General features: G+C 67.6%; 20 protein-coding genes. 1 reads left to right on the top strand and 19 read right to left on the bottom strand.

Translation table 11 applies throughout. From position 1 onward, the window contains the following. The 3 genes from AC56LK_RS10610 to AC56LK_RS10600 form a co-directional block, all read right to left on the bottom strand. On the bottom strand, positions 1-1,863 hold the full coding sequence (locus AC56LK_RS10610; RefSeq protein WP_497184513.1) for an amidohydrolase: 1,863 nt from the start codon (positions 1,861-1,863) through the stop codon (positions 1-3). 61 nt (positions 1,864-1,924) lie between these two features. Then, positions 1,925-2,626, bottom strand: coding sequence for a hydrolase (locus AC56LK_RS10605; RefSeq protein ID WP_497184512.1), 702 nt, complete (start codon positions 2,624-2,626; stop codon positions 1,925-1,927). Between the two features lie 44 nt (positions 2,627-2,670). Continuing rightward, positions 2,671-2,928 carry a XapX domain-containing protein gene (locus AC56LK_RS10600; protein WP_497184511.1) on the bottom strand — a complete coding sequence of 86 codons (258 nt, stop codon included), beginning with the start codon at positions 2,926-2,928 and terminating at the stop codon, positions 2,671-2,673. Between the two features lie 124 nt (positions 2,929-3,052). Here AC56LK_RS10600 and AC56LK_RS10595 point away from each other — a divergent pair, with 124 nt between their 5' ends. Beyond that, complete coding sequence (locus tag AC56LK_RS10595; RefSeq protein WP_497184510.1) at positions 3,053-3,244, top strand: hypothetical protein; 192 nt, start codon at positions 3,053-3,055, stop codon at positions 3,242-3,244. 58 nt (positions 3,245-3,302) lie between these two features. Here AC56LK_RS10595 and AC56LK_RS10590 read toward each other — a convergent pair whose 3' ends face one another. From AC56LK_RS10590 to AC56LK_RS10515, 16 genes are all read right to left on the bottom strand, one after another. Beyond that, positions 3,303-4,592, bottom strand: a complete 1,290-nt coding sequence (locus tag AC56LK_RS10590) for a Xaa-Pro dipeptidase (RefSeq protein ID WP_497184509.1) — start codon at positions 4,590-4,592, stop codon at positions 3,303-3,305. A 100-nt stretch (positions 4,593-4,692) separates the two neighbouring features. Next, a complete protein-coding gene (locus AC56LK_RS10585) occupies positions 4,693-5,427 on the bottom strand; it encodes a hypothetical protein (RefSeq protein WP_497184508.1) in 735 nt (244 codons plus the stop codon). Positions 5,428-5,449: 22 nt separating this feature from the next. After that, positions 5,450-6,670: a type II secretion system inner membrane protein GspF gene (gspF, locus tag AC56LK_RS10580; RefSeq protein ID WP_497184507.1), complete on the bottom strand. Its 1,221-nt coding sequence runs from the start codon at positions 6,668-6,670 to the stop codon at positions 5,450-5,452. Between the two features lie 4 nt (positions 6,671-6,674). Continuing rightward, complete coding sequence (gene gspE, locus AC56LK_RS10575; protein ID WP_497184506.1) at positions 6,675-8,096, bottom strand: type II secretion system ATPase GspE; 1,422 nt, start codon at positions 8,094-8,096, stop codon at positions 6,675-6,677. Positions 8,097-8,103: 7 nt separating this feature from the next. Further along, positions 8,104-10,470 (bottom strand): type II secretion system secretin GspD, encoded by a 2,367-nt coding sequence (gene gspD / locus AC56LK_RS10570; protein ID WP_497184505.1) that lies wholly within the window; start codon positions 10,468-10,470, stop codon positions 8,104-8,106. Then, complete coding sequence (gene gspN / locus AC56LK_RS10565) at positions 10,470-11,243, bottom strand: type II secretion system protein N (protein WP_497184504.1); 774 nt, start codon at positions 11,241-11,243, stop codon at positions 10,470-10,472. Before gspN ends, gspD begins: the two co-directional genes overlap by 1 nt. Continuing rightward, positions 11,240-11,770, bottom strand: coding sequence for a type II secretion system protein M (locus AC56LK_RS10560; protein WP_497184503.1), 531 nt, complete (start codon positions 11,768-11,770; stop codon positions 11,240-11,242). The genes gspN and AC56LK_RS10560 overlap by 4 nt, the downstream gene beginning before the upstream one ends. Next, a complete protein-coding gene (gene gspL, locus AC56LK_RS10555) occupies positions 11,767-12,999 on the bottom strand; it encodes a type II secretion system protein GspL (protein WP_497184502.1) in 1,233 nt (410 codons plus the stop codon). The genes AC56LK_RS10560 and gspL overlap by 4 nt, the downstream gene beginning before the upstream one ends. A gap of 16 nt (positions 13,000-13,015) precedes the next feature. Then, the gene (gene gspK, locus AC56LK_RS10550; RefSeq protein WP_497184501.1) at positions 13,016-14,041 is read right to left on the bottom strand and encodes a type II secretion system minor pseudopilin GspK; all 1,026 of its coding nucleotides are present in this window, start codon (positions 14,039-14,041) and stop codon (positions 13,016-13,018) included. After that, positions 14,041-14,667 carry a PulJ/GspJ family protein gene (locus tag AC56LK_RS10545; RefSeq protein WP_497184500.1) on the bottom strand — a complete coding sequence of 209 codons (627 nt, stop codon included), beginning with the start codon at positions 14,665-14,667 and terminating at the stop codon, positions 14,041-14,043. The genes gspK and AC56LK_RS10545 overlap by 1 nt, the downstream gene beginning before the upstream one ends. Beyond that, positions 14,664-15,041: a type II secretion system minor pseudopilin GspI gene (gspI, locus tag AC56LK_RS10540; protein ID WP_497184499.1), complete on the bottom strand. Its 378-nt coding sequence runs from the start codon at positions 15,039-15,041 to the stop codon at positions 14,664-14,666. Before gspI ends, AC56LK_RS10545 begins: the two co-directional genes overlap by 4 nt. Positions 15,042-15,044: 3 nt before the next feature. Continuing rightward, positions 15,045-15,521, bottom strand: coding sequence for a type II secretion system minor pseudopilin GspH (gene gspH / locus AC56LK_RS10535; protein WP_497184498.1), 477 nt, complete (start codon positions 15,519-15,521; stop codon positions 15,045-15,047). An 8-nt stretch (positions 15,522-15,529) separates the two neighbouring features. Continuing rightward, positions 15,530-15,973 carry a type II secretion system major pseudopilin GspG gene (gene gspG / locus AC56LK_RS10530; RefSeq protein ID WP_436108267.1) on the bottom strand — a complete coding sequence of 148 codons (444 nt, stop codon included), beginning with the start codon at positions 15,971-15,973 and terminating at the stop codon, positions 15,530-15,532. A gap of 136 nt (positions 15,974-16,109) precedes the next feature. Further along, positions 16,110-16,874 (bottom strand): HesA/MoeB/ThiF family protein, encoded by a 765-nt coding sequence (locus tag AC56LK_RS10525; protein ID WP_497184497.1) that lies wholly within the window; start codon positions 16,872-16,874, stop codon positions 16,110-16,112. A 10-nt stretch (positions 16,875-16,884) separates the two neighbouring features. Next, positions 16,885-18,354, bottom strand: a complete 1,470-nt coding sequence (locus AC56LK_RS10520; RefSeq protein ID WP_497184496.1) for a S41 family peptidase — start codon at positions 18,352-18,354, stop codon at positions 16,885-16,887. A gap of 11 nt (positions 18,355-18,365) precedes the next feature. Then, positions 18,366-19,793 carry a murein hydrolase activator EnvC family protein gene (locus tag AC56LK_RS10515; RefSeq protein WP_497184643.1) on the bottom strand — a complete coding sequence of 476 codons (1,428 nt, stop codon included), beginning with the start codon at positions 19,791-19,793 and terminating at the stop codon, positions 18,366-18,368. Position 19,794 lies beyond the last annotated feature (1 nt).

Below are 19,794 nucleotides of genomic sequence, written 5' to 3'. Positions count from 1 at the left end.
TCAGAACGCGAAGCAGCTGCAGCCGAAGGCACCCCAGAATGCGCCGAAGCTTGATGCCGGGACGTTCGACTTGCGGGCGCGGTCATGGCTGTGGGCGTGCACGCCGCAAGGACCCGAACACTGGTGCGGCAGGGCCATGTGCGACTGCTGCGGCTGCGGGGCGGCCTTGCGCCAGTGGCCGGGTACCGTCGAGACCGGCGACCATTCCGGCAGCACGGGAATCGGCGCCGGCCCGATATCGCTGAATTCGGCGGCGCCGTAGACCACCTTGCCGCCGACTACGGTGAGCACCGATTCGATCGCCTTGATGTCTTCCGCGTCGACGCTGAAGAAATCGTCGGACAGTACCACCAGGTCGGCCAGCATGCCTTCCCGGATCCGGCCCTTGCGGCCTTGCTCGTTCGAGAACCAGGCGCTGCCCGAGGTCCACAGTTCGAGGGCGACGCTGCGATCGAGCAGGCCCTTGTCGCCGTACAGCGGCAGGCCGCCGACGGTGCGCCCCGTCACCAGCCAGTACAGGGCGGTCCAGGGGTTGTAGCTGGCCACGCGGGTGGCGTCGGTGCCGGCGCCCACCGGCACGCCCATCTCCAGCATCTGCTTCACCGGCGGCGTGGCTTTGGCCGCTTCGGCGCCGTAGCGGTCCACGAAGTATTCGCCCTGGAAGGCCATGCGGTGCTGGATCGCAATGCCGCCGCCCAGCGCCTTCACGCGCTCGATATTGGCCTGGCTGATGGTCTCGCAGTGGTCGAACATCCAGTGCAGGCCGTCGAAGGGGATTTCGCGGTTGATCTTCTCGAACACGTCGAGCATGCGCGTGATCGATTCGTCGTAGGTGGCGTGCAGGCGGAAGGGCCAGCGCTCGCTCACCAGGTGGCGCACCACCTTTTCCAGCTCGTCCTCCATGCCGTTCGCCAGCTCGGGGCGCGGCTCCAGGAAGTCTTCGAAGTCGGCCGCCGAGAACACCAGCATCTCGCCGGCGCCGTTGTGGCGGTAGTAGTCGCTGCCCTGCCCTGGCGTCACCATGCCGGTCCAGCGCTGGAAGTCTTCCAGTTCCTTGCCCTTGTTCTGGGTGAACAGGTTGTAGGCGATGCGGATGGTGAGCTGTTCGTTGCGGTCGAGTTCCTCGATGACGGAGTAATCCTCGGGGTAGTTCTGGAAGCCGCCGCCGGCGTCGATCGCGCTGGTGATGCCGAGGCGGTTCAGCTCGCGCATGAACTGGCGCGTCGAGTTCACCTGCAGGTCGTAGGGCAGCTTCGGACCCTTGGCCAGGGTCGCGTAGAGGATCATCGCGTTCGGACGGGCGATCAGCATGCCGGTCGGGTTGCCGGCGGCGTCACGCTGGATCTCGCCGCCCGGCGGGTTCGGCGTGTCTTTCGTGTAGCCGACGGCGCGCAGTGCGGCGCGGTTGAGCAGCGCGCGGTCGTACAGGTGCAGGATGAACACCGGAGTGTCGGGTGCCGCGGCGTTGATTTCTTCCAGGGTCGGCATGCGCTTCTCGGCGAACTGGAATTCGTTCCAGCCGCCCACCACGCGCACCCATTGCGGGTTCGGGGTGCGCAGGGCCTGTTCCTTCAGCATGCGCAGCGCGTCCGCCAAGGACGGGACGCCTTCCCAGCGCAGCTCGAGGTTGTAGTTCAGTCCACCGCGGATCAGGTGCAGGTGCGAGTCGTTCAGGCCGGGAATCACGGTGCGGCCGTTCAGGTCGATGACCTGGCTGCCCGCCTCCCGGAAGCGCATCACGTGCTCCTGGTCGCCGACCGCCAGGAAGCGGCCGTCGCGGATGGCGACCGCGCTGGCGTTCGGCTGCTCTCGGTCGAGGGTGGCGAACTTGCCGTTGATGAGGAGGGTGGTCTGTGCTTGCATGCTGCTGCTCCTGGCTGGGGTGGCGTGGCGGTCCGCCCTGGGGCGGACCGGTTCGGCGTGATTAACGGACTGCGGAGATGGGGGCAGGTGCGGGCGCCAGCACGTCGTTCTGGCCCTGGTTGCGGGCCGGGGCCTTGTGCACCATGGTGTAGGCGTAGTCCACGCCCATGCCGTAGGCGCCCGAGTGCTCGGTGACGATCTTGATCACGGCATCGTAGGTGTCGCGGTGCGCCCAGTCACGCTGCCATTCCAGCAGTACCTGCTGCCAGGTGACCGGCACCACGCCCGCCTGGATCATGCGCTGCATCGCGAAATCGTGGGCATCCTTCGAGGTGCCGCCCGAGGCGTCGGCGACCATATAGATCTCGTACTCGCCTTCCAGCATGGCGCACAGGGCGAAGGTGGTGTTGCAGACTTCGGTCCACAGGCCGGCCACGATGACCTTCTTCTTGCCGTTCCTGGCGAGCGCGTCGCGCACCTTCTGGTCGTCCCAGGAATTCATCGAGGTCCGCTCGAGGATGGGGTGGTTCGGGAACACGTCCAGGATTTCCGGGTAGGTCTTGCCGGAGAAGGACTCGGTCTCGACGGTGGTGATGATGGTCGGGATGCCGAAGGCCTTGGCGGCCTTGGCCAGGCCGACCACGTTGTTCTTCAGGGTCTGGCGGTCGATCGACTGCACGCCGAAAGCCATCTGCGGCTGGTGGTCGATGATGATCAGTTGCGAGTTTTCCGGGGTCAGGACTTCGAGTTTGGCGTTGGTCATGATGTTCTCCTTCAGTAAGTTAAGTAGGTAAATCCAGAATCGGGTCAGGCTTGGCGGGAGTCGCCGGTGTCGTTCTTGGCGCTGGGGACGCCGGTGATGCGGGGCTGGCACTCGCTGGCGAACCAAGCCTTGGTTATCGGTGCGCCGTCGATGATCCGTTTGGCGACCGGCACCACCTGTTCACCGATCAGCATGCCGAGCAGGCCGATCAGGGCGATGGCGGGGGGCGCCGGCGAGCGGACGTTGATCAGTCCGTAGACCACGCCTGCCAGGATGCCGGCGCCGAGAGAAACGAGGTACATGCTGTGCTCCTTGTTCTGCTATGCGTCCGGAGACGCGGCCTCAAAACCATCGAACTCTTCGATGCTTCAGGAACTGTGCTTCTCTGCTCCCGTTCGCCCTTGTGTTCGATGCGATGGAGTCATTATGCGCGGCCAGGGCCACATTGAAAAACGGATAATTTGCGGCCATATAATCGAATTTTTCGATTGTTCGCCGGATGCGAGGACGGGCGGGGTGGTGCCGTCTTCAGCGCGCGCAGGCGGCCGGGTGGGCATGCGCGAGGAGGTCACCTGCATGCTGCAGCAGGCTGTCATCCTTGGCAAGATGAAGCTGTGAATTCGTCACGAAAAGGCGCGTTGCCGCGCCCCCGTGGAAAGTGGGATGGATGCGTGTATCAGGGAGCGTTGCCCTTGACGACGGTGCCGCCCTGGATCACCACGGCCGGCGCTTCCAGCAGCTGGACGTTCGCCAATGGGTCGCCCTGTACCGCCAGCATGTCGGCGAAGCGGCCGGCCTCGACGATGCCGACATCGTTCCTGCCCAGTGCTTCGGCGGCATTCAGGGTGGCGGCCTGGATCGCCTGCAGCGGGCTCATGCCGTACTTGACCATGACCGCGAACTGCTTGCCGTTGCCGCCATGCGGGTGGACGCCGGCGTCGGTGCCATAGACCATCTTCACGCCGGCCGCATGCGCCTTCTTGAAGTTCTGGCGCTGGATCTCGGTGACTTCACGGTCCTTGCGCAGGTTATCTTCGAGCACGCCGTTCTTCTTGCCCTCGGCCGCCGTGTAGTCGCCGTTGTAGATGTCCATCGACAGCCAGGCGCCGTGCTTCTTCGCCAGCGCGATGCCTTCGTCGTCGATCAGGCTGGCATGCTCGATCGTGGTGACGCCGGCGCGGATCGCGTCCTTGATGCCGGCCGCGCCATGCGCATGGGCCGCCACCCTCAGGCCCCACTGCGCGGCCTCGTCCACCGCGGCACGCAGTTCGGCGAGGTTCATCTGCTGCTGACCTGGCTCGGTGTTGCGCGAGAACACGCCGCCGGTGGCGCAGACCTTGATGACCTGGGCGCCGTACTTGCGCAGCGCGCGCACCGACTTGCGCACTTCCTCGGGGCCGTCGGCGTTGTACGGGTTCCTCTCTTCCATCGAGGGCGGGAAGTAGGTGCTGTCGCAATGGCTGCCGGTCGGCCCGAAGGACCAGGCGCCGGGAATGATGCGCGGCCCGCGCACCTTGCCGGCGGCAATGGCCTGGCCCAGCCCGACGTCGTTCCAGTCCGAGGCGCCGACGTTGCGCACCGTCGTGAAGCCGGCATCCAGGGTCTTGCCGGCATGGGCGACGGCGAGCGCCGACCAGAAGCGGTCGTTGTATTCGAGGTAGCTGTAGCCGCCGAAGGTCGGGTCCGAATCGAGGTGGACGTGCATGTCGATCAGGCCGGGGACCAGGGTCATGCCGGGCAGCGCGATGCGGGCCCCGCCCTCGCCGGCGGGCGCGGCGCCGGCAGGCTTGACGCTGACGATGCGGCCGTCGCGCACCAGGATCTCGGGGTGCTGGACCATGCGTCCGGTGCGCACGTCGAGCAGGCGGTCGGCGGTGATGGTGACGTCGGCGGCCTGGGCCCCCGTCCAGCCCAGGGCGAGGCAAGACAGGACGATCCGCGACATCAGGGTATGGGTGCGATTCAAGAGCTAGCCTCCGGCATTGTGCATTTAACAGGATGCAACTTTATACGCCAGCCGACCTGGCTGCGCAATAAAAAACGCCGCATGCTTGCGGCGTTCCGGCTTACTGCGTCTGCGGCGCCTGCCCCACCGGGCTGTTGATTGCCCTGGTCGGCGGCGGCATTTGCACCTGGTTCGGCGGCGGCGGGATTTGTCCCTGCTGCTGTTGCTGCTGCGGAGACATGGTCGGATCGGGCGGCGCGTCCTGTACCGGGATCGCGTTTTCCGGGGTGGTCGGCGTGCCGCCCGGCGGACCGCCAGCCGGCGGCACCGACTGCATGCTCGGCGGTATCGACACGGCGCCAGGCGAGGTCTGCGGTTCGACACCGGGCGCCGGTGCGACGGCCACGGGCTGCGGTCCGGCCACCGGCGGCGCCATGTTGCCGCCCAGCTGGGACGCGGCCCCGGTATCGGGCGCCAGGTCGACGCGCTTCATCACGCCGCCTTCGGACAGCATCACGTAGCGCGCATGCACTTCGGCCACCGTTACGCCCGGCACGATCTCGCGGCCGATCCGCACCGCCTTCGGCGGCGAACCCTCGGCCACCAGGATCACGGCGCTGTTGGGGCCGGCCGAGACGACGCCGGTCAGCTGGTAATTGGAAATCGCCACCGCCGTCGGCTGGCCGCCGAACAGGTAGGCGGCGGCGTCCGGGCTCGGCTCGGCCTGCGTGACGACCGGCGGCGGCGCCAGCGGGCGCTGGGCGGGCTTGTACAGCTGCAGGAACCAGTAGGCGATCGACGCGACCAGCAGGATCAGCGCGAGCAGGGTGAAGAGGAGAGGCAAACGCTTGTTCATCGATGTCCTTGCTTTGTTTTTCTTATCGCACCAGCTGGTTGATTTCGATAATCGGCATCAGCACCGCCAGCACGATCAGCAGCACCACCAGACCCATGGCCAGGATCAGCACCGGCTCCAGCAGGCCGGCGATGGTGAGCGTGCGGCGCTCGAGGTCGGCCTGCTGCGAGTTGGCGGCGCGCTCGAGCATCGCGGGCAGTTCGCCGGTGATCTCGCCGGCGCGGATCATGTGCACCAGCATCGGCGGGAAATGCTTCTGCGCCGACAGCGCGCGCGCCAGGCTCACGCCTTCGCGCACGCTCGCGGTGGCCTGCTCGACCAATTCGCGCATGGCCACGTTCGACAGGGTATCGCGGCTGGTCTCGAGCGCGCGCAGGATCGGCACGCCCGAGCCGGTGGTGATCGCCAGCGTGCTGGCAAAGCGCGCGGTGTTCAGGCTGCGCTCGAACTTGCCATACACGGGGGCACTCAACAGCCAGGTATGCCAGCGCCGCTTCAGGTCCGGGTTGCGCAGCGCACGCCGCCACAGCCAGAACGCGGCGATGAGCAGGATGCCGACGTAGATGCCGTAGGCACGCACGAAATCGGAGATCGCCAGCATCATCAAGGTCAGGAAGGGCAGCTTCTGCTTGGTGTTGGCGAACACCGAGACGATCTGCGGCACCACGTAGGTGAGCAGGAAGATGACGATGGCGAAGGCCACCACGGTGACGATCGCCGGGTAGGTAAAGGCCAGGCGCACCTTCTGCACCAGCGCGTTGCGGCGCTCGATGTAGTCCGCCAGGCGCGACAGCACGCGCGAGAGCTGGCCGATCTGTTCGCCCGAGGACACCAGGGCGCGGTAGATCTCGGCGAAGTCGCGCGGATGGCGCGACAGCGCGCTCGAGAAGGCCGAGCCGCCGATGACTTCGGAGCGGATCGAGGCGATCAGGTCGCGCACGTAGGGCCGCTCGGCCTGTTCCAGCAGCGCGGTGAAGGCTTGTTCGAGCGGCAGGCCGGCTTCCAGCAGGCTGGCCAGCTGGCGCGTGAACAGCGCCAGCTCGACCTGCGACAGGCGCTCGCCGAAGCCGCGCGAGCGCGCCGCGCCGGAGGCGTCGAGCTGGGCCGCGATCAGCTCGACGTTCAGCGGCGTCAGGCCCTGGGTGCGCAGGTCGGCGCGCGCCGCGCGCGGGCTGTCGGCATTAACCACGCCCTTCTTGGTCGCCCCGCCCGCGTCGACGGCCTCGTAACGGAATGCCGGCATGACGTTAGTCCTTGGTCACGCGCACCAGCTCGGCGCGCGTGGTGGTGCCGTCCGCCAGCCAGCGCTCGCCGTCTTCGCGCATCAGCTTCATGCCGGTCTTCTGGGCAGCGACGCGGATGTCGGCTTCGGACGCCTGGTTGTGGATCTGGGCGCGGATTTCCTCGGTGGTTTCGAGCAGCTCGTAAACGCCGACCCGGCCGTGGTAGCCGGTGTGGCCGCAGCGCTCGCAGCCCACCGCGTGCCAGCCGGTGGCGTCGCTGACCTTGCACTGCGCGCACAGCTTGCGCACCAGGCGCTGCGCCATCACGCCCAGCAGGGACGAGGACAGCAGGAACGGTTCGATGCCCATGTCGAGCAGGCGGGTGACGGCCGAGGCGGCGTCATTGGTGTGCAGGGTCGCCAGCACCAGGTGGCCGGTGAGCGAGGCCTGCACCGCGATCTGCGCCGTTTCCAGGTCGCGGATCTCGCCGATCATGATCACGTCCGGGTCCTGGCGCAGGATGGCGCGCAGGGCCTTGGCGAAGGTCATGTCGATGCGCGCATTGACCTGGGTCTGGCCGACGCCGTTGAGGTCGTATTCGATCGGGTCTTCCACCGTCATGATGTTGGTGGTGGACGCGTTCAGGCGCGACAGCGCGGCGTACAGCGTGGTCGTCTTGCCGGAACCGGTGGGACCGGTGACCAGCACGATGCCGTGCGGCTGGTTGATCAGGCGGTCGAACTGCGGCAGCATGTCCGGGCTCATGCCCAGGTGGCTCAGGTCGAGGCGGCCCGCTTCCTTGTCGAGCAGACGCAGCACCGCGCGCTCGCCGTGGCCGGTCGGGAGGGTCGAGACGCGCACATCGACCGGCTTGCCGCCGATGCGCAGGGTGATGCGGCCGTCCTGCGGCAGGCGCTTCTCGGCGATGTCGAGCTGCGACATGATCTTGATACGCGAGATCAGCGAGGCGTGGATCGCCTTCTTGGGGCGCACGATGTCGCGCAGCGCGCCGTCGACGCGGAAGCGCACGACCGAGGTCTGCTCGAAGGGCTCGATGTGGATGTCGGAAGCGCCTTCGCGCAGCGACTGCGTCAGCAGCGCGTTGATCATGCGGATCACCGGTGCGTCGTCGGAGGATTCCAGCAGGTCTTCGATGGCCGGCACGTCCTGCAGCAGCCTGGTGAGGTCGAGGTCGGCGTCGAACTCGTCCACCACTTGCGAGGCGTCGCCGCCGGCGCCGGCATAGGCCTTGGCGATGGCTTCGTCGAGCTCGCCGCGCTCGAGGCGGCGCAGGGTGATGCGGCCGAAGCGGCGCGAGACTTCCGCGATCGCACTCGGCGCCGTGGCGCCGGACACCAGCACCTCGACGGCCTGGCCCGGTTCGTCCCCGCCGCGCGCCAGCACGCCGTGGTCACGGGCGAAGGCGAAAGGCAACAAATTGTTCATGGTCGGCTTATCTCTGGTTCGATGGCGTCACCGGGCGGAACTGCGAGGTCGGCTGGGCCTGGCGCTGCTGCTGGGGCTGCTGCCCTTGCGGAACGCTCTGGCCGCTGGCCGCGCCGGGCGCGCTGCCGGCCGCCGGTGCGGTCTGGACCGGTGCGGTCGCCATGGTGCCGCCGACCGGCGGCTGGCCATTGGTCAGCGGCGGCAGCTGCGGCGCACCAAGGCTGCGCATCAGGATGGTCTCTTCCTGGCTGGCCTGGCCCGAGGCGCCGACGGCGCGCATGTATTCGTAGCGGTCCATGGCGAGCGAGTTCGAGGCTTCCTTGCTGCGCACCACGACCGGGCGCAGGAATACCATCAGGTTGGTCTTGGTACGGTTGCGGCTGCGGTACTTGAACAAATTGCCCAGCACCGGAATGTCGCCCAGGCCGCGTACTTTCTCTTCGCCATCGCCCTCGGTGTCCTCGATGAGTCCGCCGAGCACGATGATCTGGCCATCGTCGGCCAGCACATTGGTTTCGATCGCACGGACATTGGTGGTCAGGCCCGACGCCGAATTGCGGGTGGACTGGTCGACACTCGAGTTCTCATGGTAGATCGCCATCTTGATCGTACCGCCTTCCGAGATTTGCGGGCGCACCTTGAGCAGCAGGCCGACATCCTTGCGGTCGACGGTCTGGAACGGATTGCCGCCACCGGTGGCGGCGGTGGTCGTGTACGAGCCGGTGATGATCGGGACGTTCTGGCCGACCTTGATCGTCGCCAGCTCGTTGTCCAGGGTGATCATGTTCGGTGTGGACAAGATATTGCCGTTGCCATCGTTTTCAAGGGCGCGCGCTACCGCACCGAGACCCAGCTCGCCGCCCACCTGGCGGAACAGGCCGAAGGTCAGCCCGCCCGGGATGGTCGGGACCGAGGTGCCCGACAGGCCGGTGCGCGCGGCCGCGGCCAGGTCGACGATGTTGCCGCCCTGGGCGCCGCCGGTGAAGGACTGGACGCCGCCGACGCGGTACTTGCTGTCGCTGTCGCCCGAGGCGCCGATCCATTGCACGCCGAATTCCGAGGCCTTGTTGGAGGTCACTTCGACCACCAGCGCCTCGATGTAGACCTGGGCGCGGCGCACGTCGAGCTGGTCGATGACGCTGCGCAGGTTGCGGTACACGGCATCCGGCGCGGTAATGATCAGGCTGTTGGTGGAGGCATCGGCCTGGATGAAGCCCGAGCCCTGGCCGCCGCCGGCGCCGCCCGCGGTGAGCTGGCTCTGCTGGCCGTAGGTATTGCCGGTGCCGCCCATGCCGACGCTGCTCTGCTGGCCCTGCTGGCCGCCGAGCCCGCCCGAACCGCCGGTACCGGTGGTGCTGCCGGCCTGGATCGAACCGCCCGAGGTGCCCTGCTGCTGCACCGGCACCGCCGAGGCGTCCTGCGACACCACGGCGCGCAGGGTCTGGGCCACGCGGCTGGCGTCGGCGTTCTTCAGGTAGACGACGTGGATATTGCCCTGCGACGAGGTCTGCTGGTCGAGGCGCGCGATCAGCGACTTGGCCAGGTTGGCGCGCGCCTGCGAGGGCGCACGTACCACGACCGAGTTGGTGCGCGGATCGGGCAGCACGGTGACGCGGCCCGAATCGCCGCCGGCGCTCGGTTCCATCAGGCGGGTGACGAGGGCCGCGATGTCGCTGGCGATCGCATTGCGGATCGGGATCACGTCGAGGTCGGCCGCCACCGGCGCGTCGAGCGCGGCGATGATGCGGGCCAGGCGGCGCAGGTTGTCGGCGTAGTCGGTGATGACCAGGGTGTTGTTTCCCGGGTTCGCCATGATGGAATTGTTCGGCGAGATCAGCGGGCGCAACACGGCGGTCAGATTGGCCGCCGATTCGTAGGACAGATAGAACACCTGGGTCGCGATCTGGTCGCCGACGGCGCGGCTGGCGCGCACGCCGCCGACCTGGGTCGGCGAGGACTGGGCCTTGGCTTCGGCTTCCGGCACCACCTTGGCATAGCCGTCGCCGCTGGTGACCACGGCATAACCCTGCAGGCGCAGCGTCGAGGTCAGCAGGCCGAAGGCCTGGGTCTTGCTCAGCGATTTCTCGGACACCAGGGTGATCGTGCCCTTGACGCGCGGATCGATGATGAAGGTCATGCCGGTGTAGTGGCCGATCGCCTTGATCACCGATTCGATGTCGGCGTTGACGAAGCTCAGCGCCGCAGCGTTCGCACTCTCCTGGGCCTGGGCCGGCGCGGGAAAGAAGCTGCCGGCGGTGGTGGCTGCGAAGCAGCACAGCATGGCGCCGGCCGCCATGCGGCGCAGCGCCGGCAGGCGCAAGCTGGATCGGGCGGCGAAGCCAGGGGCGAAGGTCGTACCGTTTTTATTGGTCATTATCTGAACTCGAGTGCGATTATGTTTTTGCCGTTCACCATGCGGCGCTGGCCCAGCAGGTTGAGCATATTGCCCAGCGTCTGTTCGTATCCTTCGGCGGCCGAGGCCTGGCCGGAAAAGCGCAGCCTGCCATTTTGCAGCATACCCGAGCCTGTCAGTACGAGCGCACCGCGTACCGTGCGCAGGTTCAGGTCGGCCTGGTTGCCGCGCCAGTCGAATATCATTTCATAGCTGCCCAGCGGCCGGATGGGCGCCATGCGCGAACCCATGTCGCTCAAGCTTAATACTGTCCTGCCCTGCACCGCCACCGTATTGGGTTGGCGCAGCAGGTCGAGCGTATTCCAGACCAGCCGGATGCTGCCGGTCGGCGCCAGCGTGTTGAGCGGCGCGCCCAGCCCGGCCAGGCCCTCGGCCGGCAGCAGCAGTTCGCCACTGCTCACCTGCCATTGCGACCAGCTGCCGTCGATGCGAACCGGGCGTGCCAGGGCTTGCGGGTTCTCCAATTCCATGTGGACCTGGCCCAACAGCACGAGCGGCGACAGACGCCAGGCGAAGCGTCCCGGCAGCAGCGGCGTCACCGCGCCACCCGCGCCCGGCGCCCCGCCCACGAAGGCTGAGCCGTTCCAGAGCGTACCCTGCGCATCCCCCAGAGTCAAACGGCCGCCGGTCTGCTGTTCGACCATCGGACCCAGCCAGGAAGCGGGCAGGAAGGCCATTACCGTGACGAGCACGGCCAGCAGGATCGGAACCAGCCAGAGCAGCAGGCGCTTCATTGGGCCGGCATGCTGGCCTGGCGCAGCGTGAGGGTGGCGTCGACCTGCCCCGCCGTAGCGAGGGCGGTGAAGACGGCATCCTGTACCTGGACCCGGTTCTCGCGGCGCTGGGCATCGAGCCAGGTGACCAGGTTGGCGAAGGACACGCCGTTGAGCTGGACCTTGGCGTATTCGCCGGTCATGGTGATCGAGCCCGCCTTGAGACCACGCTGGGCCATGCTGGCGCTCAGCGCGTCGGAGGTCATGGGCGGCACCTGGGGCGCCGGGTTGGCGGCCAGGGTCGAGGCTTCGGCGGCCAGGGTTTGCAGCTCGGCGGCCTGCTGGCGCAGCGCGGGCAGCGAGCGGCGCAGGCTGTCGCGCCCTTCGATGGCCGGCGCCAGCAGCAGCGCATAGACCAGCGCGACCAGGACCACGCCGCCGCCGACGGCGAGGAACTTGCGCTCCTGGTCGGTGCGCGCCAGCCAGTAGGCGAGCGCACGTTCCCGGATGGCGCCGGCACGGGTGCGGATGGTGGCGAGGGCGTTCATTGTGCTGCTCCCGAAGTGGGCGACTGCGTGACGCCCGTACTGCGGATGATCCAGGTGGCGGGCGCGCTTTCTTCCAGGCTCAGGTTGCGTGCGCCGAGGGCGGTGCGCAGCTGGCTCGTGGTGGCGGGGTCGACGGTTTCAGGTTTGACGCGCACGGTCAGGGCGCGTTCCCGGAACTCCATTGATGCAATGCCGGGCTGGCGCCCGAGGCCGCGCACCGTCTCGCCGAACAGGCCGGCGATCCAGCCGAACTCGTCCTGGCTGATCTGGCCGCTGGCGGCCTTGGCGCGGGCGATGTTCTGGCGCATCTGCGCGACCGGATCGATCACCGGCTGGTTCGGGTAGGCGCTGCGGAAGGTTTGGGTCATTTCCTGGCGCACCGCGTCGGCTTCGCGCTTCAGGCGCAGCCATTCGATGTTGACGCCGATGATGTTGACCACGACCGCGGCAAGGGCCAGGCGGATCGGCCAGCGCCAGCGGCTCCAGTCGCGCTGGGCGACACCGGCCGTGCCGAGGCCCGGCACCAGGTCGATGCCGCTGCTTTTCGATCCTGCAATCCAGTGTTCCCACGCATCGTTTTCCAGCGTGATACCGGGGCCGGCTTCCGCCAGCAAGACCTGGTATTCGCCGAACTGCTCGTGCGGCACATACAGGGTCAGCGGTGCATCGCCCGACAACGCGCGCGCAGTCTGCAGCGTGAGGGTCGGATTGCCGTCCATGGCCAGTCCCAGGCCTTCGTACTGTCCCTGGCGCAGCAGCAGTTCGCCGCTGGCGACAGCGGCGGAGACGCCGCCCGGCTGCAGCGGCAGGCACAGTTGCGAAGGAAGGGCGGCGACGGCGCGCGCACCCATGCCGAGCAGGGCTTTCACCAGCGGCTCGAGCCAGTCGCGCTGGACCACGGCGACCGGGCGGCGGCCGTCCGGCAAGGCGGGGCCGGACACCAGCACGCAGTCGAGCGGGTCGCCCAGGATGTGTTCTTCCACCAGCGCCGGCAGGGCCGCGCGCAGGCGCGCGCCGGTCACGGGCGGGGCCTGGACCGGCAGCAGGGTGACGTCGGTGCCGGCCAGCAGCAGCACCACGCGGCGGCTGGCGGCGACCGCGTCGCCGAGATTGCGCAAGGGGCCTTCGCCCTGCTGCTCGATGGCGCCGCCATCGGCGACCACCGCGAAACGGCACAGGGCATGCTCGCCTTCCGCGCGCGCCGGGTGCCGGATATAAAGAGTCGTCAAACTGTCTCGCTTTCTTCTAGTTCTGGCGGGTCCAGACTACCCTGGTTCCACCGCCGACGGTGATCGCGGGTTGCCGCTCGATGAGCGATTCCGCGTTCAACGCCGCACGGTCGAGCCGTATCCGGCTCTGTACGATAAACCACCGGCTCCTGACATCCCAAGTGTCGGGCAATGCATCGCCATCCGGCACCTGGCTTTTAAAATACTCTTCCGTGCGCCACGCCGCCGTCTTGCGGCGCGCCACCAGGGCGTTGGCCTGCGACAGCGACATGTCCTTCACCAGCGCCGACAGCAGCTCGGGCGGCACGGTATTCACGTTCAGCTTCGTCACCTCGGTGCCGTAGGGCAGCACGATCAGGAAGGGCCGCAGCTTCGCCAGCACCTCGGGCGTGATTCCCTGCACCGCCAGCAGGTCGTCCACCTGCAGTACCGGGATCGGTATGCCGTTGACGGCCGGCACCGGAGACAGCGTCGATGGCGTCGATGGCGGCGGTGGCGGTGGCGGCGGTGGCGGCGGATTGGCCGGGTCCACCATGGCTGTCCCTACCTGCTGCCCCTGCGCGACGAAGTTCGCCACCCGATCGGCCAGGCGGATGTCGAGGCGCAGGTTGTCCAGCAGCTTGCCGAAGATCCTGACCTGCTCCTCGTCCTTGATGCGGTCCCTTGCAAGATTGACGAGATTGTAACGCGACGTGGCGTCAATAATGTTGCCGGACAGCGTCGCGTCAAAACTTTCGCCCTGCACCCGTTCGCGCTCGATGTACTGGTCGAGCCGGGTCTCGGCCAGCGGCGTGGCCCAGACCTGGTCGAGCGAGGTGTATTGCGAGGTATACGCGTCCTGGCGCAGCACCAGGCTGGCCCAGTCGAGGGCGCCGCGCAGGATCCACTTGGTCTGCAGGTGCAGGCGCTGGTTTTCCATCGAGCGCACCTGCACCTGCTGCTGCCAGAACAGGCTGGCGACGATCGAGATTGCGAGCGTGGTCAGCAGCAGGGCCGTGACGACGGCGACGCCGCGCTGGCGCAAGCTGGTCGGGGCGCGCATCAGGTGCCTCCCAGCAGGAAGAACTTGATCATCGGGACTTCCTTGCCTTGCACCACGAGGCCGACCTGCAGGCCGCTCGGGTCTTCCAATTGGGCGCCGTCGGCGGCCGGCGCCGGCTCGGAGCGCCACTGGTTGCCCTGGTAGGCCAGGATGTTCATGCCGGTCAGGCCGCTTTGCAGCGCGACCGGCGGCGCCGATTCGGACGGCGCGTCGCCGGCGGCCGCCTGCCACAGCGCCTCCAGCTGGGCCAGGTCGCGCGTGCCGCGCGATTCGCGTCGCACCAGGGTGCCGTCCACCACGCGGTAGGACACCACCACCAGCTGCGAGGCTTCGTTCTCGTTATAGACCTTGCGCACCAGCGTGAAGCGGGCGTCGGCCCACTGCAGGTTGGGACGGCGGCCGATGATCTCGCGTCCGGCCAGGTGCTCGCAGTCGCTCTGCATCTGGGCAAAGGCCAGTTGCAGGCCGCGCGTGACTTCCATCTGCTCGACCAGCGCGATACGGGCGCGCACGATGCCGTCCAGCCCGCGCCAGCCGAGCACGGCCAGGATGGCGAGGATGCTGATCGCCACCAGCAGTTCGACCAGGGTGAAGCCGCGGCGGCCTTGATGGAGGGGTGGCGTCATGTCCGCGAAGGCCTCAACACGAGCTGGACCAGTTTGACGATGCGGCGCGTCGGACGTTCGGCGTCGAACACCGAGACTTCGATCCGGCGCAATTGCGGATTGGGGCTGGTCAGCACTTCTTCTTCGCAAATGAGCTTGAGCTCACCCTGAGGACAGGGGAAGTTGCGCTTGCCGACTTCGGGGAATTCCTTGCCCAGGCGGATCTGCACCAGGCGGTTCTCGGCCGACCAGGTGGCCATCATGGAGGCGCGCAGGCCGTCGCTGTTGGAGGTCAGGCTGCCGACGGCGCGCAGGCCGGCGCCGAGCGCGGTGCCGACGATGACGAGGGCGACCAGCACTTCGAGCAGGGTGAATCCGCGTGCGCGCATGTTCATGCCCTATTCCACCGTGAAGTGGCCGATGCCGTCGGCACGGATCGCGACCGCATTGCCGCCGGTGGCGAGGGTCAGCACGAAGGGCTTGTCGACCGGCTCGCGCCCGAAGGTGATGCGCACCTGGTTGGGATCGGCGCCGGTGGTCGGCTGCAGCACCAGCTGCAGCGGGGCGCCGCGGAAAGTCCGTTCGCGCAGCAGGTCGTCGCGGGTGACCGGCTCCCAGCCGGTGTCGTTGCGCACGACGAAGCGGTAGCGCTCGGGATTGGCCTCGAAGGCGACCTGGCGGTTGCGCACGATGGCTTCGTCACGCGCCAGCTGCAGCAGCAGGGCGATGCGCTGGGCTTCCTGCTGCAGGTCCTGGCGCGGGGAAGGGATGGCGTTGAGCGAAGCGAGGCCCAGCGTGATGCCGATGATGACCATCACGACCAGCAGCTCCACCAGGGTGAAGCCGCTACTGCCTTGGGCGCCCCGGGCCCGCATCGGAATCCTTATTCCCAGGAACCGACGTCGGCATCCTCACCGGTGCCGCCGGGCTGGCCATCGGCGCCCAGCGAGAACACGTCGACTTCGCCGTGGATGCCTGGCGACAGGTACTGGTAAGCATTGCCCCACGGGTCTTTCGGCAGTTTCTCGATGTAGCCGCCGTCTTTCCAGCCGCCGGCGGACGGGCCCGCGGTCGGCTTGGTGATCAGGGCTTGCAGGCCTTGCTCGGTGCTCGGGTAGCGCTGGTTGTCGAGCTTGTAGAGCTTGAGTGCCTGCATCATGGTGGCGATGTCGACCTTGGCGGCGGTGACGCGCGACTCGCCGGTACGGCCCAGCAGCTTCGGCACCACCAGGGCGCCGAGGATGCCGATGATGACCACGACGACCATGATCTCGACCAGGGTGAAGCCGCGTGCGCGGCGCTGCTTACGTTGCGAATCAATGTGCATGGGTTAATCTTTGTAAGGACGTCGGTTGAAGACAGACAGTATAAAGCCACATGCGGCCATGGGCTACCACGTGCGCGTGAGCAATTGTACTCGGGACGGCCCAGTTAACCCTGTCTTAATGAGCTTGTCCAGATGCTCATGCCGCCCGGCTGGCGCGGGCCGCGCAGACGGGGCAGGACAGGTTGCGGGCGACCTTGAGCGCGGTCCATTCCATGGCACGTCCGTCGAGCAGCAGCAGGCGCCCGGCCAGCGGCTCGCCGATGCCGGCCACCAGCTTCATGGCCTCGGCCGCCTGCATGGCGCCGACCACGCCGACCAGGGGCGCGAACACCCCCATGGTGCTGCAGGCCACGTCCTCGAAGTTGCTGTCCTCGGGGAACAGGCAGGCGTAGCAGGGGGCCTCGGGTCGGCGGCTGTCGAAGACCGAGAGCTGGCCGTCGAACCGGATCACGGCGCCGGACACCAGCGGCTTGCCTTCCTCCACGCAGGCGCGGTTGACGGCGTGGCGGGTGGCGAAGTTGTCGCTGCAGTCGAGGACCACCGTCGCGGCGCGCACCAGCTCCCGCAGGCGATCGCCGGCCGCCCGTTCGCGCAGGGCGGTGACGTCGATGTCGGGATTGATGGCCAGCAGGGCTGCGCGGCCGGAATCCACCTTCGGCTGGCCGATGCGCGCGGTGGTGTGCATGACCTGGCGCTGCAGGTTGGTGAGGTCGACCTCGTCGTCGTCGACCAGGGTGATGCGGCCGATCCCGCCTGATGCCAGGTAGAGGGCGGCGGGGGAACCGAGGCCGCCGGCGCCGATGATCAGGGCGTGGGCGTCGAGCAGGGCTTGCTGGCCTTCGATGCCGATCTCGTCGAGCAGGATGTGGCGGGAGTAGCGCAGGAGCTGGGTGTCATTCATGCCGCAGACACTACTTCTTCGGCGCCTTGATCTCCGGCGGCTTGGTCTCCGTCCCCGGCAACACCTTCGGCGCCGGTTTCAATGCCTCCGGCTCCGCCTTGGCCAACTCTACCTTCTGCCCCTTGAAGTGATTGATCGCCTGGGCCAGCTGGAAATCGTCCTTGCTGCCGTAGTCGAGCGGCTTGCGGTCTTTCAGTTGGGCGATGGCGCGCTGCTGGGCTTCGAAGGCGTCCTTCTTCTCCTTGACGGCCGGCGTCTTTTCGCCTTCGCTGGCCAGGTGGCGCTGCAGGTCGGCCTCGCGCACGCGCAGCACGGCCAGGGCGTCGCCTTCTGCGGTTTCGTCCACGCGCATGTCGGGCACGATGCCGGTCGCCTGGATCGGGCGGCCCTTCGGGGTGTAGTAGCGTGCCGTGGTCAGCTTGACCGCGGTGTCGGCCGACAGCTGGCGCAGGGTCTGCACCGAGCCCTTGCCGAAGGTCTGGCTGCCCATGATGATGGCGCGCTTGTAGTCCTGCAGCGCGCCGGCCACGATCTCGGAGGCCGAGGCCGAGCCGCCGTTGACCAGCACCACCATCGGTACGGTCTTGAGTGCGGCCGGCAGGCCGGCCAGCGGGTCGGCGCCGCGCTGGGCATAGAACTCGCGGCGGCCGTAGAACTGCTGGTTCGAATCCGGCAGCTGGCCCTTGGTCGAGACGATCAGCTGTTCCGGCTGCGGCAGGAAGGCCGCGGACACGCCGATCGCCCCCGGCAGCAGGCCGCCGGGGTCGTTGCGCAGGTCGAGCACCAGGCCCTTGATCTGTGGGTTTTCGGCATACAGGGCCTTGGCCTTCCTGGCCAGATCCTCGACGGTGTTTTCCTGGAACTGGCTGACGCGCAGCCAGGCATAGCCCGGCTCGATCATCTTTGCCTTGACGCTCTGGACCACGATTTCCTGGCGCTGCACCGGCACCACCCAGGGCTTGTCCTCGCCGCGGCGCGCGATGGTCAGCGTGACCTTGCTGCCGGCCTTGCCGCGCATGCGCTTGATCGCTTCGTCGAGCGACATGTTGCGGACCGGGACGTTGTCGATGCGGGTGATCAGGTCGCCGGACTTGATGCCGGCCTTGTGCGCGGGGGTATCCTCGATCGGGGCGACGATCTTGACGTAGCCGTCTTCGCTGGCCACTTCGATGCCGACGCCGACGAACTTGCCCTGCACCGCTTCCTTCATCTCGCGGAAGGCTTTCTGGTCGAGGTAGCTCGAATGCGGGTCGAGCGAGGCGACCATGCCGCCGATCGCTTCAGACAGCAGCTTCTTGTCCTCGACCGGCTCGACGTAGTCGGACTTGATCAGGCCGTAGACGTCGGCCAGCTGGCGCAGCTCGTCGAGCGGCAGCGGCGCGCCGGTTTCCTTCTGCGCATGGGCCGAGAACTGGAAGGAGGCGGCGACGCCGGCCACCATGCCCAGTCCGATCAGCCCGAGATTCTTTGCCTTACCCATGTGTGGTGCCCCTAGAATTTGATCCAGCTTGCCGGATCGAAGGCCTTGCCGCGATGCCTGAGCTCAAAGTATAGCCCCGATTCCTCGATACCGCCGGTATTGCCCGCGCTCGCGATCACCTCGCCGGCGCGCACCATGTCGCCGGGGCGCTTGAGCACCGCCGAGGCGAAGCCGTAGGTCGACAGGTATTCGCCGCCGTGGTCGATGATGACCATATTGCCCCAACCGCGCATCCAGTCGACGTGCACCACCCGTCCCGGACCCACGGCCCGCACTTCGGCGCCTTCGGGCGCAGTGAAGAACATGCCCTTCCAGGTCAGGCTTTCGGTACGGCGCGCGCCGAAACGGGCGCGGATATTGCCGCTGATCGGCGGCGTCAAGCGTCCCTTGAGGGCGGCGAAGGCGCCGGCCGGCGCCGGCGGGGCCAGCGGAACCTCCTGCTCCACCGTGCCCGGACGGGTTTCAGCCGGCCTGTCGGCGGGCTTCTGCTCGGCCACTTTCGGCGGCGGCGCCTCGGGCTCGGGCCTGGCGACCGGCTTGCCGTTCTGGCGCGCGATGCGGTCGCGCTCGGCCTTCTCGGCGGCGGCCCTGGCGCGGGCCAGGGCGCGCGCCTGTTCCTCGGCTTGCGCCTTGGCCTTTGCCGCGGCCAGGGCGGCCTGGCGGCGGCGCTCGGCCTCGGCCTGCTCGCGGATCAGGCGCGACAGGCGGTCCACCAGCTCGCTCATGCGCTGTTCGTCGCGCTGCAGACGGTCGGCCTGCTTGCGCTGGTCGCTCAGGCGGGTCGACAGGTTCTGCATCAGCGCAGTGCGCTTGGCCTTTTCCTTTTCCAGCGTCTGCTTCTGTTGCTGCTGTTCGCCGGCGATTTCCTGCAGTTCCAGTTGGGCGTTCTCGACCTTGTCGCGGTTGGCCTCGACCTCGGCCAGGTTGGCGCGCAGCGAAGACAGGAGCTTCGCCTGGGCCTGCGACACGTAGGCCATCATTTGCAGGTCGCGGTTGATGCGGTTCGGGTTGTCGCCGGACAGCAGCAGCTTGATGCGGTCTTCGTTGCCGGCCACGTAGTGCTCGCGCAGCAGTTGCGACAATTGTTTCTTTTGATTAACAATTGTCTGCTGCAGGCGCTCGCCCTGGGTCGACAGCTCGTGCAGGCGGGTGCTGGTCGCATCCTGTTCCTCGGCCAGCTCGCGCAGCGCGCGGTTGGCGTCGGAAATCGCGGCCTCGGACTCCGCCAGCTCGTCGGCGGCATCGGCCCGCGCATCTTCGGTGCGGGCGATGTCGCGCTTGATCGCCTCCAGCTTCTGCTGGATACCGGTGCGCTGCTTCTCCGCAGTCAGCTTCTGGCGGCTGCGTTCGGTCTGGCGTTGGGCAAAGGCGGAATCGGACAGCGCGACCGCCAGTAATGCGCACAGGAGCGCACTACCGGCTGACTTCGTGAATGGCAAA

This window comes from Telluria sp. ZB4P36 (genome assembly GCF_059685865.1).
Note: the sequence above shows the minus strand (reverse complement) of the source record. Positions and strands in the feature narration are given on the sequence as shown.

What these genes read in the sequence shown, in the direction of transcription:
- gspI (WP_497184499.1), bottom strand. Translation starts at nt 15,041, where the DNA reads ATGAACATGCGCGCACGCGGATTCACCCTGCTCGAAGTGCTGGTCGCC.
- gspK (WP_497184501.1), bottom strand. Translation starts at nt 14,041, where the DNA reads ATGCGCGCCCCGACCAGCTTGCGCCAGCGCGGCGTCGCCGTCGTCACG.
- AC56LK_RS10545 (WP_497184500.1), bottom strand. Translation starts at nt 14,667, where the DNA reads ATGACGCCACCCCTCCATCAAGGCCGCCGCGGCTTCACCCTGGTCGAA.
- gspG (WP_436108267.1), bottom strand. Translation starts at nt 15,973, where the DNA reads ATGCACATTGATTCGCAACGTAAGCAGCGCCGCGCACGCGGCTTCACC.
- AC56LK_RS10520 (WP_497184496.1), bottom strand. Translation starts at nt 18,354, where the DNA reads ATGGGTAAGGCAAAGAATCTCGGGCTGATCGGACTGGGCATGGTGGCC.
- AC56LK_RS10595 (WP_497184510.1), top strand. Translation starts at nt 3,053, where the DNA reads ATGCGCGGCCAGGGCCACATTGAAAAACGGATAATTTGCGGCCATATA.
- gspN (WP_497184504.1), bottom strand. Translation starts at nt 11,243, where the DNA reads ATGAAGCGCCTGCTGCTCTGGCTGGTTCCGATCCTGCTGGCCGTGCTC.
- AC56LK_RS10560 (WP_497184503.1), bottom strand. Translation starts at nt 11,770, where the DNA reads ATGAACGCCCTCGCCACCATCCGCACCCGTGCCGGCGCCATCCGGGAA.
- gspF (WP_497184507.1), bottom strand. Translation starts at nt 6,670, where the DNA reads ATGCCGGCATTCCGTTACGAGGCCGTCGACGCGGGCGGGGCGACCAAG.
- AC56LK_RS10600 (WP_497184511.1), bottom strand. Translation starts at nt 2,928, where the DNA reads ATGTACCTCGTTTCTCTCGGCGCCGGCATCCTGGCAGGCGTGGTCTAC.
- AC56LK_RS10585 (WP_497184508.1), bottom strand. Translation starts at nt 5,427, where the DNA reads ATGAACAAGCGTTTGCCTCTCCTCTTCACCCTGCTCGCGCTGATCCTG.
- AC56LK_RS10605 (WP_497184512.1), bottom strand. Translation starts at nt 2,626, where the DNA reads ATGACCAACGCCAAACTCGAAGTCCTGACCCCGGAAAACTCGCAACTG.
- gspH (WP_497184498.1), bottom strand. Translation starts at nt 15,521, where the DNA reads ATGCGGGCCCGGGGCGCCCAAGGCAGTAGCGGCTTCACCCTGGTGGAG.
- gspE (WP_497184506.1), bottom strand. Translation starts at nt 8,096, where the DNA reads ATGAACAATTTGTTGCCTTTCGCCTTCGCCCGTGACCACGGCGTGCTG.
- AC56LK_RS10525 (WP_497184497.1), bottom strand. Translation starts at nt 16,874, where the DNA reads ATGAATGACACCCAGCTCCTGCGCTACTCCCGCCACATCCTGCTCGAC.
- AC56LK_RS10610 (WP_497184513.1), bottom strand. Translation starts at nt 1,863, where the DNA reads ATGCAAGCACAGACCACCCTCCTCATCAACGGCAAGTTCGCCACCCTC.
- gspD (WP_497184505.1), bottom strand. Translation starts at nt 10,470, where the DNA reads ATGACCAATAAAAACGGTACGACCTTCGCCCCTGGCTTCGCCGCCCGA.